Origin of the sequence: Hymenobacter coccineus (assembly GCF_001816125.1) — a bacterium.
In the GTDB taxonomy this organism is placed as follows: Bacteria; Bacteroidota; Bacteroidia; order Cytophagales; family Hymenobacteraceae; genus Hymenobacter; species Hymenobacter coccineus.
Map to the genome: position 1 here is coordinate 1 of NZ_MDZA01000052.1, position 12,160 is coordinate 12,160.

Here is a 12,160-nt window from a genome sequence, read left to right on the forward strand (position 1 = left end):
GCTGGCCTGCACCACGGTGCACGGCCGCCCGAGCTGGTTGGGCGACGGGGCGGCGGTGTGCGTGTCGCTGGCGGCCACGGCCAGCAGCGGGCGGCCCCGGCGCAGCCCCGCGTCCCACCAGCGCAGGGCCTGCTCGTTGCGGGCGTCCCAGCGGCCGTTCCACACCTCAATGCCGTCGAAGTGCCGCACCCCGAACTGGAAGTGGTTGGTGGTATCGGGGAAGAACGGGTGGTTGACGATGGCCAGGCCGCCCAGGGCGCGCACCTGCGCGGTGGCGGCCACAATGGCGCTGTCGCGGGGCCCGTAGCGCCAGTCGAGCAGCGTGGTGGCGTCCAGCCCGAGGGCGTTCCAGTGGCCGTAGGCGGTGGTGGTTACTTCCTCGCCGTTGATGACCAGCAGGTTGGGCCGGGCGTAGCGGCCCCAGCTCAGGTTGGCGCTGTTGGTGTTGTGCTCGGTCGAGACGATGAAATCCAGCCCCTGGGCCCCGGCCTCGTCCACCAGCTCGGCGGGGGTGCGGCGGCCGTCGGAGTGCAGCGTGTGCAGGTGCAAGTCGCCCTGGTACCAGCCCGGCGTGGCGTTCACGGCCGCGCCGCGGGCGCGGGCACGAAGGCCGGGCCCGCCGGGCCGGGCACCAGCGTCGCGGTCAGCTGCCAGTCGATGCCCGCCGGCGCGATGGTGGACGGGTAGAGCAGCACGTGCCAGGTGCCGGGCCGCAGGGGCCCCGGCACGTAGCCGGTAGACGCCGCCTGGGCGTTCAGGAAAAAGGCCGTTTTAGCCCCGCCCGACCAGCCCCGGAAGCCCACCGCCGCGCCCGGCCGGTAGCCCTCGGGGCCGTAAATGCCCAGGTTCAGCACGTTGCCACTGGCGTGGTTGTAGTCCTCCTGCACCCGGATTTCGGCCGTGCCCGGCGGCACCTCAATGGGCACGTAGAGCAGCCGGAACAGGCTGTCGGCCGGCACGTGGCCGCGGCGCACTACTTCCGTTGGGGCCTGGGCGGCGGCCGCTGCCGCCCAGCCGCACAGGGCCAGCAGCAGCGCCCAGCCGCGCCGCGCGCCCACCCGGCGCCGGCCCCATTCACGAACGCTGCGCACCCGGCTATTTAATGGTGGCCGGCGCTACCTGGCTGGCGTTGACGGGGTTGGGCCGGAAGTAGGTGCCGCCCGCAAAGCTGATGGTGTAGGGCGACGCGAAGTGCGTGCTCGGCGCGTAGTAGTCGGTGCTGATGATTTGGGCCCCCGACGCCTCGGCGGCTTCGAAGCTGGTTTTGTCGTTGCGGCGCGCCTCCTGGGTGTCGCTGTCGGCGCGCGACCGGATGATGTAGCCCTTCGCCACCAGGGCCTTGATGGCGGCCTGGTCTTTTTTAGCGTTGTTGAGGACGTGGATGGCGGCCTCGGGCGTGCCGGGCTCGGCGTCGGCAAACAGCACCCGGCCCTTCAGCGACGGGTGGCCCTGGATGTACGTGGCGCGCTTCTCGCCCAGCTCGTCGAGCACGAACACAAACTTGCCCTGGGCGGCGCGCAGCGTGGGCCAGTTGCGGTGCAGCACGGCGGCCTCCAGGGTGGGGTACTGGCCGCGCACCTGGTCGGGCGTGATGAGGTTACCGGCCCCCAGGTTGTCCAGGATTTCCCGGTCAAGGGCATCGAACACGGCCGCCGTGAAGGGCTCGGGCACCGTAAGGCCGGGCTGCTTCAGGGCCTCGCTCTTGGCGTTCATAGTGATGAACACGGGGTGGTGCGTGGGGTGCGCCGCCGACCATTTCTTCAACTCCAGCAGGGCCAGCTTGAACGTGGGCGCGTTGCTGCGGTAGTCAAGGTCCTGGATGTGGAACACCTTGAAGCCGGGCTGCTTCATCAGGCCCGCTGCGTCGTAGGGCGGCTGGCCGGGGGCCAGGTCCAGGCCCTTGGGGTGGGCGTACTTGCCGCCCTGCGTGTCGGCGTACACGTCAATTTCCAGCGCCAGCAGGCCTTTGTTGAGCTGCTCGGTCAGGCTCAGGTGCTCGTAGTCGATTTTGCTCATGCTGGCCGAATCGGACTTTTGGAGCACCCGGAACAGCTTGGGGTCGATGGCTTGCTTGTAGCTGTTGTGCGAGCCGATGACCTGGATTTGGTTCAGCAGCGGCTCGGGGGCCCGCCGGGTAGCGGCGCCGAGGGCCCGGCGGCCAGGGCCCCAAATAGGAGAATAAATTTCATAGAACAAAGCTAGTAGCCAGGGTTTTGCTGCAAGTTGGTATTCAGCCGCAGCTCGATGGTGGGCACGGGGTAGAGGCGGCGGAAGGTGCTCTTGTCCATCTTCAGCGCGTCGTTGGGCAGCGGGTACTCCGTCTCGAACTGGCCGAAGCGGATGAGGTCGTTGCGGCGCCAGCCTTCCCAGCTCAGCTCGCGGGCGCGCTCGTCGAGCATCCCACCCAGGGCGATGCTGGCGGCGGCGGGGGCCCCGGCGCGGGCGCGCACCTTGTTCACGAGCACCAGCGGCGTTTGCATTTCGCCGTTGCTGGCGGTGGCGGGGGCCCCGCGCAGGATGGCTTCGGCCTTCATCAGCAGCACGTCGGCCAGGCGCAGCACGGGCACGTCGTTGCCGTTCAGGCGGGTGGCCTGGATGATAGCCGGGTCGGGGTAGAACTTGATGGAGCGCACGCCCTCCGACTGGGTGGCCAGCGTGTTGCCCACGTCCATGGGCTTGGGCGGCACCAGCGTCAGCACCGGGTTGATGACGATTTGGTCGGTGGTGTTAGGGTAGTACACCGGCGTGGTGGTGAAGCCGCCGTTGCCGTCGGGCACGAACTGGGGCCCCGACAGCCAGGTTTTGGTGCGGGCATCGCCGGGCAGGTTGAAGCGGGCGTAGAACTCCGGCGTGGTGCTCATGGCAATGCTCAGGCCCACGTTGAAGCCGTACGCCTGCGTGAGGTAATAGAAAAAGCCAAAGCGCGTGAACTGGTTGCCCGGAATTTGCTGGTCGTAGGGCACGGCGAACACGGTTTCCCGAATCTGGGGCCCGTTGTTGGGCAGGAAAATGTCGCGGTAGCGCGCGTCGAGGGCGTAGTTGGCGTTGGCCTGCACGCTGTCGGCCATGCGCACCACGTCGGGGTAGCGGGCGGGGGCCCCGTACACCTCGGCGTTGAGGTAGAGCTTGGCCAGCAGCGCGTACACCAGGCCCTTGGTGGGGCGGCCGTACTGCTGGGTGTTGCTGGCGCTGGCGCCCGACTTGGCCGGCAGCTTGGGCGTGAGGCTCTTCAGCTCGCTCTCGATGAACTCGTACACCTTGGCGCGGGGCTGCGTGGCGGGCAGCGGGGCCGTGGGGTACTCGGTCACCAGGGGCACGTTGCCGTACAAGTCGAGCAGGAAGAAGTAGTAGAGCGCCCGCATGGCCCGAATCTCGGCCAGGCGCGCGTCCTTCTCGGCCGCCGTGAAGTTGAACGTGTTCGTGACGTTGAGCAGGCGGTTGCAGGTAGTGATGCCGCCGTAGGCCCACTGCCAGATGGTGAGCACGTTGGGGTGGTCGGGCGTCCAGGTGTGGTAGTGCAGCTGCCGGTACTGGCCGCCGTCGTCGAAGTTGCCGTCGCGGGCCGGCAAAATGGCCTCGTCGGTGGCCAGCGTTTGCATGCGCCAGTAGGGCACGGCGTACTGCGACGACAGGTTGGAATAAATGGCCCCCACCGAGGCGTTGTAGTCGCTGAGGGTGGTGGGGAAGTTGGCGGCCACGAACTGCGACTCCACCGGCACGTCCAGCACGTTTTTGCAGCCCATTAGGGCCCCAGTTAGGGCCCCGGTCAGCCCGCCGGCCAGCAGCAGGGCGCGGCTTGTTGCGTAAATTTTTTGCACGATAGTATAAGTAGGAAGCGCGATTAGAAGGAAGCCGACAGGCCCAGGGTGAACGTGCGGGTCTTGGGGTAGAAGTTCTGGTTGTCGATGCCCGGCGTGAGGCCCCCGATGTTGATTTCGGGGTCGATGCCCCGGTACTTGGTGATAATGAACACGTTGTTGCTACTCACGTAGAAGCGCAGCGCCTGCACGTATTGGGTGTGGGGCCGCAGGGTGTAGCCCAGGGTGGCGTTGTCGAGGCGCAGGTACGAGCCGCTCTCCAGGAAGCGGTCGGAGATGAGGTAGCCGTTAATGTCGTTGAACGACTCGCCCAGCGTGAAGCGCGGGATGTTTTGCAAGCGCGCGTCGGCGGGGTTGTTGAGGCCGGCCAGGGTGGCGTTCAGGATTTTGTTGCCGTACACGCCGCGCACCAGGAAGTTCAGGTCGAAGGCCTTGTAGGTAAAGTTGTTGGCCCAGCCGTAAATCAGCTTGGGCTGGGCGCTGCCCACTTCCTGCATGTCGGTGGTGAGGGGCTGGGTGGCCGTCACGCTGCCGTCGGCCTTCTGGTAGGTGCTCACGCCCTGCTCGTTTTTGCCTAGGTAGTGCCACAGCTTGAAGGTGCCGAGCGGCGAGCCGGGCTGCACAATCTGGCTGTAGTTGCCGCTCTGGCCCTTGCCACCGAGCTGCGCCGTCTGGATGTAGGGAATCGTGAAGCGGTCGGTGCTCAGGTTGTCGATGCGGTTGGTATTGTGCGAGAAGTTCAGCGACGAGCGCCAGGTGAAGGCGCCCGTTTGCACCGGCACCACGCTCAGGGCCACCTCGATGCCGCGGTTGGTCATGCTGCCCACGTTGGCGGTGTAGGTGGTGTACTGGAACTCGGTGCTCGACACCGGCAGTACGTCGTCAATCAAGTCGCTGGTTTTCTTGATGTAGTAGTCCACCGAGCCCGTGATGCGGTTCTTGAACAGGCCGAAGTCCAGGCCGATGTTGGCGGTGGCGGTGCTTTCCCACTTCAGGTCGGGGTTTTCGTTGCGCACGGCGTTCACCACGTTCGAGATGGCGCCGTTGTTCAGGTACTTGCTGCTGCCGGGCGGCGTGCCGTAGATGAGGATGGCCGAAAAGGCGTCGAAGCCCTGGCTATTGCCCGACACGCCGTAGCCGGCGCGCAGCTTCAGGTCCGAAAACAGGTCGCGGCCCCGCATAAACTCCTCGTTAATAATGCGCCAGCCCACGGCCGCCGTGGGGAAGTAGCCGTAGCGATTGTTCACGCCGAACACCGACGAGCCGTCGCGCCGCAGCGACACCTGCGCTAGGTAGCGGTCGCCGTACTGGTACTGCGCGCGGGCGTACTGCGAGAGGAGCCGCAGGGTAGAAATGGGGTTGTTATCAAACGCCACCTGCGCCAGCGACGATGGGTTGGACAGGTACAGGTTATTGAACCCCAGCGCGTTGTTGGCGAAGTTCTGGGTCGTGATACCAAAGCCGTCGTTGGTGCGGTCCTGCTGGTACGAGTAGCCGGCCAGTAGCTGCACGCTGTGCAGCCCGAGCGTGCGGTCGTAGTTGGCGTAGGCCTCCAGCACGTCGTTGGTGTTCTGGTACTCGGCGCGGCGGGCCACCCCGCCCAGGTTCACGGCCAGGCCCGACTGGCTGTTGAGGTAGCTGCTGTAGTTGGTTTGGGCGCGCTGGGTCGAGCCGCTCAGCGTCAGCTTCAGGCCCGTGAGCACGTCCACCTGCACCAGGCCGTTGACCAGCGTTTTGCTGTCCTTCGTGATGTAGGTGTTGTTGTTGGCCAGCGAGAGCGGGTTGAGCGGGCCGCTGCCCGTGCGGGTGTAGTTTTCCTTGTAGGTGCCGTCGGGGTTGTAGGGGCTCACCGTGGGCAAGTAAAACAACATGCCCGGCAGGGTGCTGCCCTGCGGAATGTCGTTTTGGGTGGTGCTGCTGTTGATGATGTTCACGCCCAGCTTGAGGCGGTTGTTAAAAAAACGCTGGTTGATGAACCCGCGGTAGATGAGGCGCTCGAGCGACGTATTAATTAGGGCCCCGTTGTTTTTCAGGTAGTTCACGCTGGCGCCGTAGTCCGTGGCGTTGGCCGAGCCCGCAAACGAAAGGTTGTGGTTGGTCGAGTAGCTGGTGCGCTCGATCAGGTCCTGCCAGTTGGTGTTCGAGCCATCGTCGTCGGTGGGCGTGGTCAGCGGCCGGGTTTTGTTGTCGGCCAGGTACTGGCGCAGCTCGCCGCCGCTGAGCACGTCGATTTTCTTCGACACCTTGGCCAGGGCCCCGTAGGCGCTGTAGGTGAGGCGCGACTGGCCCGGCTTGGCCCGCTTGGTGGTGATGATGATGACCCCGTTGGCCGCCCGCGTGCCGTAAATGGCGGTGGAAGAGGCGTCCTTCAGCACGTCAATCGTGGCAATGTCGTCGGGCGCCAGCAGGTCGATGCTCGCGCCGGGCACGCCGTCGATGACGTAGAACGGCTCCGTCACGCCGCCGTTCACGGTGCGGATGGTGGAGGGGCCCCGCAGCACCACCGACGGCCGCTGGTTGGGGTCGCCGCTCTTGGTGATGTTCAGGCCGGCCACCTTGCCTTGCAGCAGCTCGGCGGGCGTGGTGAGCACGCCCTGGTTGAATTCTTCGCTCTTGATGGACGTAACGGCGCCCGTGATGTCGGCGCGGCTGGCCGTGCCGTAGCCAATCACCACCACGTCGTTCAGCTTCTGCGCGTCGGGCAGCAGCGTCACGTTGAGGCTGGTTTGGGTGCCGGGCGCAATTTCCTTCGCCACGGTGCCCACGAAGGAGAACACCAGGATGTCGGCCGGCCCGTTGGTTTTGATGCTGTAGGCACCGTCGGCCGCCGTGGCCACCGCCGCGGCACCGTCCTTGAGGCGCACCGTGACGCCGGGCAGCGCCGCGTTTTTCTCGTCGGTTACGGTGCCCCGCACGGTTTGCTGGGCCAGCGCCACCGCTGGGGCCCCCAGCAGCACCGGCAGCAACAGCAGGCGGCGCACGAACTGGGCAGCAGGTTTTGAAGCGTATTGGTTGGTCATATAATCCCCTTTTAAATGGGTTTGTGTAATGGCCAGCAAAACACGGGCGGGGCTATTATTTCAACATGACGCGCAGATTACCATTGTATTTGAGGTAGAAATTACAGCACTTAACCGTACCGCTGGGGCCCTATTCTGCCGCCAATGGCCCGCAACGGCCCCGCAGCAGCCTTAAAATTCACCTAACGCTCAGGTAACATTGCCGCAATGTACCCACCCTAATTTTGCACCCCTCTAATAGAAAGTATAATATCTAGCGCAATTAATAATTGCTCAATTAATTTAATTAACACCCAAATTATGATCGTAATAATTAATTAAAGCCGCTCAACAATTCACCAATTAAATACTCGGGGATAATGGCTTGCCAAGGCGAGGCAACAGGGTTCCAAAAGTTTCTAACTAATCCCTGGACAGCACCTTCTGAATTTATTCCCCTTAATTATTACCGCTGCTTTTCCATTTTTCTACCCATTTCTTTTTCGATGAAACAACTGTTATTTATTGCCTTAGCTGTGCTGCTGGCCACGCTGGGCGTGCGCGCCCAGGTGACGACCAGCAGCCTGACCGGCCTGATTAAAGACGCCAAGGGCGAGCCCTCCATCGGGGCCACGGTGCGGGCCGTGCACACGCCCAGCGGCACCACCTACGGCACCGCCACCAACGCCGAGGGCCGGTACACCATCCAGAACATGCGCATCGGGGGGCCCTACACCGTGGAAATTAGCTACGTGGGGGCCCAAACCACCACCCGCAACGACGTGGTGCTCCAGCTCGACCAGCCCTACGTGCTGAACGTGGCGCTGGGCGCGGCCGATACCCAGCTCCAGGAAGTGACGGTGACGGCCAGCAACCCGCGCTCGGTGCTGAACTCGGACCGCACCGGCTCGGTAACCACCATCGACCGCACGGCCTTGCAGCGCCTGCCCTCCATCACCCGCAGCCTCAACGACTTCACGCGCCTCACGCCCCAAGCCAACGGCGGCGGGGGCATCGGGGGGGGCAGCAACCGTTCGAACTACTTCAGCGTGGACGGCTCGGACTTCAACAACAACTTCGGCATCGGGGGCAACCTGCCGGCGGGTGGCTCGCCCATTTCGCTCGACGCCATCGAGGAGATTTCGGTGAACGTAACGCCCTACGACGTGCGCCAGTCAGGCTTCACCGGCGCGGCCATCAACGCCGTGACCCGGGCCGGCACCAACGACTTCGCGGGCTCGGCCTACGGCTACTTCAACAACCAGAAATTCCGGGGCAACCGGGTAGGTGATCAGCGCGTTAACATCCAGGACCAGCGCTTTTACCAGTACGGTGCGCGCCTCGGGGGGCCCATTATCAAGAACAAGCTGTTCTTTTTCGGCAACTTCGAAACCGAGGAAAACCGCACCCCGGGCCAGCAGCGCACCGCCGCCACCGACGCCGTGCCCTTCGGCAGCAACACCAACGTGGCGCGCCCCACGGCCACCGAGCTGGACCAGATTCGCAGCACGCTCATCGAGCGCTACGGCTACGACCCGGGGGCCTACCAGGGCTACAGCTTCACGGCCCCGCGCACCAAAATCCTGGGCCGCCTCGACTGGAACATCAGCCCGCGCAACCGCTTCAACGTGCGCTACAGCCAGGTGGAGGGCAAGGGCACCAACTTCCCCAGCACTTCGCGCAGCCCGTTTGGGGGCTACACGGGGGGCAGCGGCAACCGCCAGCAGAACACGGCTTTGTTCTACCAGAACGCCACGTATTTTCAGGAATCCAACTTCTACTCGCTGGCGGCGGAGCTGAACTCCGCGTTTGGTAAAAACAACCAATTTGCCAACGTGCTGCGCGGCACCTACACCCGCCAGAACGACCCGCGCAGCTCGCCCAGCGGCACGCTGTTTCCGTTCGTTGACATCCTGAAGGACGGCACGCCGTTCACCTCGTTTGGCACCGAAGTGTTCACCTACGGCAACCTGCGCGACGTGAAAATCTATTCCATTAAGGACGACTTCACGGCCACGCTGGGCCGCCACAACATTACGGCGGGCTTCCAGGGCGATTTCAGCGAAACCAAGAACGGCTTTCAGCGCTTCGGCACGGGCTACTACACGTTCAACTCGCTCGACGATTTCCTCAATAACCAGAAACCCCAGGACTTCGGCATCACGTACTCGCTGGCCCCGGGCTTCGCGCAGGCGTTCCCCACCTTCAGGTACCAGCAGTACTCGCTGTATTTGCAGGACGAGTTTGCCGTGAGCAGCCGCCTGCGCGTGACGCCCGGCCTGCGCGTGGACCTGACGCACTACTCCAACACCTTGCAGCCGTTCCCGCTGGTGGCGGGCCTGAACTTTGCGGGCGGTGAGAAAATTGACGTGTCGCAACTGCCCGGGGCCCAGGTCCTCTACTCGCCGCGCCTGGGCTTCAACCTCGACGTGCTCGGCACCCGAGCCTTGCAACTGCGCGGCGGCACGGGCATCTTCACGGGCCGCGTGCCCTACGTCTGGATCGTGAGCCAGGCCGGCGACGCGGGCACCTTGCAGGTGACGCGCACCTTCTCGGGCTCGGCCGTGCCGGGCCCCTTCAACCCCGACCCCACCGCCTACCGCCCGGCCACGGTGCCGGCCGCGGGCACCGTTATCCCGAGCACTACCTCGTCGCTGGCGCAGGATTTCCGCTTCCCGCAAACCTGGAAAACCAGCCTGGCCGTGGACGCCAAGCTGCCCGGGGGCCTGGTGGGCACCGTGGAAGGCATTTACAACCGCGACATCAACGCGGCGGTGTTCCGCAACGCCAACCTGGTGGACCCGCAAACCCTCGGCGGGGGCCCCGACAACCGCTTGGTTTACCCGAACCTGCCCACCGATAAGTTTGTGAACCCCCTCACCAGCGCGGGCCAGCCAGTGCGCACCGGCACGGCCAACGGCACGGCCTACAACGCCATTGTGCTCGACAACGCCTCGAAGGGCTACTACTTCTCGCTCACGGGCAAGCTCGACAAGCAGTTCAGCAACGGCCTGTTCGGCTCGGTGGCCTACACCTACACCGACTCGAAAAACCTGTACGACGGCGGCGGCGACCAGCCCCTGTCGGCCTGGCAGGGCACGGCCACCGTGAGCGGGGCCAACAACCTGCCGCTGGGCTTCAACGGCAACGTGCTGCCCCACCGCGTCATCGCCGCCCTCTCGTACCGCGCCGAGTACCTGGGCCACCTGGGCACCACCATTTCGCTGTACTACGAGGGCGCGACCCAGGGCCGCTACTCCTACCTCTACTCGGCCGACTTCAACCGCGACGGGGCCAACGCCGACCTGGTGTACATCCCGCGTGACGCCTCGGAAATCAACTTCGTGCCCGTGACGGTGGGCACCGGCGCCGCCGCCGTGACGTACTCGGCCCAGCAGCAGAGCGACGCCTTTTTCAAGTTCGTGGACCAGGACAAGTACCTGAGCCAGCACAAGGGCCAGTACGCCGAGCGCAACGGGGCCCAGCTCCCCTGGCGCAGCGAAGTGGACGTGAAGATTTTGCAGGACCTGTTCACCAACGTGGGCGGCAAGCGCAACTCGCTGCAACTGAGCCTCGACATTTTCAACCTGGGCAACCTGCTGAACAACAACTGGGGCCGGGTGCAGACGCTCACCTTCAACAACTTCCTGGAGCCCCAGAACGTGAGCAGCCTCACCACGGCCGCCACCGGGGCCCGGCCCACCTTCCGCCTGGGCCGCGACAACGTGACCAGCCAGCTCATCAGCACCACCTTCCGCGACGCGGTAACCCTGGGCTCGACCTACTACATGCAAGTGGGCCTGCGCTACTCCTTCAACTAAACGCACGTATTCTGTTCGAAAGCCCGTTGTTCGCGCTGAGCAACGGGCTTTTGCTTGCCGGTTTCTTTCTCCCTTCTTCCAAACCTGTTTTTATGTTTCGCAAATACCTGGCCCTGGCCTGTTTGAGTTTGTTGCCTTTTAGCCTGCGGGCCTGGGGCGTGGTGGGGCACCGGGCCATCGCCCGCATCGCCGAAAACCACCTCACCGACAAGGCCAAGCGCGAAGTGGCCGCCCTGCTGGGCTCCGAAACGCTGCCGCTGGTGAGCACCTACCCCGACGAAATCCGCTCCGACCCGGCCTACAAGTACACGGCCCCCTGGCACTACCTCGACACCACCCACAACCTGCCCTACGCGCAGTACGTGGCCACCATCGACACCATCAAGGAGCCCAACGCCTACCTGGCGTTGCAGCAGATGATGGCCCAGCTCAAAGACCCCAGCAAGCCGAAGGCCGACCGGGTGTTTGCCCTCAAGTTCATCGTGCATTTGGTGGGCGATGTGCACCAGCCCATGCACGCGGGCCACAGCGAGGACCAGGGCGGCAACAAGGTGGCCGTCAAGTTCCTGGGCCGCGACCAGAACCTGCACAGCCTCTGGGACGGCGGCCTGATTGACTACGAGGGCCTGACGTACAGCGAGCTGGCCCAGGCCGACGACCACGCCAGCAAGGCCCAGGTCCAGCAGTGGCAGCGCGACCCGATGGCCACCTGGCTCTTCGAGTCGTATCAGCTCAGCGAGCCGCTCTACGCCGAGGCCGCCCAAAACCCCACCTTCGACTACCGCTACTTCCCCGCCCACGCCGTGCAGCTGAACCAGCGCCTGCTGCAAGCCGGCATCCGCCTGGCGGGCGTGTTGAACCAGATTTTCGGGTAGCCGCGGGGCTTGTTAGGGCCCCAGGGCCCGCGGGGGCTAACAGATTAAGCTCGACTCTATTAGCTTGATTAGCTTATGAGCCAATATTAAAGAAAGCGCTTACATAAATAATAAAGCAGCAATATTGCACAAGCGCCGGCGGGCGCGTCCGCCGCCGTTCGCAGACTTTTCGTTTGACCGTCCTCGTGCTAACCGGCCACGGAAGCAATTTTTCCCGCCGGTACTTCCCACCCATTTCTTTTATGAACAACCCAAAACAAGTTCTTGTGAACCAGCTGGCCGGGGCCGTGGCGCCGCACCTGGGCCCCGACGTGGCCGCCGACCAGCCCAAAGCCGTGCAGAAAGTACTGCGGAAACTGGCCAAGCAGCTGCTCAAAACGCAGGCCACCGCGGGGGCCCCGGCGGGCGCCCCCGCACCGCCCACGCCCAAGGCCCAGCGCAAAACCCTGGCCGGCGAGCTCAGCACCTTGGTGCAGGCGTACCTGGGCGCCGGCGATAACGCGGCCCTCGCGCCGCCGAAAGCCGTTGCCAAAACGGTGAAGCGCCTGGCGGGCAAGCTCGTGAAGCAGCGGCGCAAGCTGGCCAAGCACGCCGCCAAGGCCGCGCGCAAAGCCGCCAAGGCGCCCGCTGCTACCGCCCCGGCGCGC

The 12,160-nt window shown here is 64.6% G+C and carries 8 protein-coding genes; 3 read left to right on the forward strand and 5 right to left on the reverse strand.

All coding sequences use genetic code 11. The features are described 5' to 3' along the window. The 5 genes from BEN49_RS04220 to BEN49_RS04240 form a co-directional block, all read right to left on the reverse strand. Positions 1-582 (reverse strand): CehA/McbA family metallohydrolase (locus tag BEN49_RS04220; protein WP_162276471.1); only part of this gene is annotated, 582 nt, incomplete at its 3' end. Then, complete coding sequence (locus tag BEN49_RS04225; protein ID WP_125916503.1) at positions 579-1,091, reverse strand: hypothetical protein; 513 nt, start codon at positions 1,089-1,091, stop codon at positions 579-581. The genes BEN49_RS04225 and BEN49_RS04220, both read right to left, overlap by 4 nt. Positions 1,092-1,095: 4 nt before the next feature. Beyond that, complete coding sequence (locus BEN49_RS04230) at positions 1,096-2,196, reverse strand: phosphatidylinositol-specific phospholipase C1-like protein (RefSeq protein ID WP_239691811.1); 1,101 nt, start codon at positions 2,194-2,196, stop codon at positions 1,096-1,098. A gap of 2 nt (positions 2,197-2,198) precedes the next feature. After that, positions 2,199-3,818 (reverse strand): RagB/SusD family nutrient uptake outer membrane protein, encoded by a 1,620-nt coding sequence (locus BEN49_RS04235; RefSeq protein ID WP_204376049.1) that lies wholly within the window; start codon positions 3,816-3,818, stop codon positions 2,199-2,201. A gap of 23 nt (positions 3,819-3,841) precedes the next feature. After that, positions 3,842-6,838 carry a SusC/RagA family TonB-linked outer membrane protein gene (locus BEN49_RS04240; protein WP_070741225.1) on the reverse strand — a complete coding sequence of 999 codons (2,997 nt, stop codon included), beginning with the start codon at positions 6,836-6,838 and terminating at the stop codon, positions 3,842-3,844. Between the two features lie 485 nt (positions 6,839-7,323). Between BEN49_RS04240 and BEN49_RS04245 the strand changes: the two genes are divergently transcribed. The 3 genes from BEN49_RS04245 to BEN49_RS04255 all read left to right on the forward strand — a co-directional run. Beyond that, the gene (locus tag BEN49_RS04245; protein WP_070741228.1) at positions 7,324-10,638 is read left to right on the forward strand and encodes a TonB-dependent receptor; all 3,315 of its coding nucleotides are present in this window, start codon (positions 7,324-7,326) and stop codon (positions 10,636-10,638) included. Positions 10,639-10,730: 92 nt separating this feature from the next. Further along, positions 10,731-11,513 carry a S1/P1 nuclease gene (locus tag BEN49_RS04250; protein WP_083325762.1) on the forward strand — a complete coding sequence of 261 codons (783 nt, stop codon included), beginning with the start codon at positions 10,731-10,733 and terminating at the stop codon, positions 11,511-11,513. A 242-nt stretch (positions 11,514-11,755) separates the two neighbouring features. After that, positions 11,756-12,160: hypothetical protein (locus BEN49_RS04255; protein ID WP_204376050.1), on the forward strand; the 405-nt coding region annotated here is incomplete at its 3' end.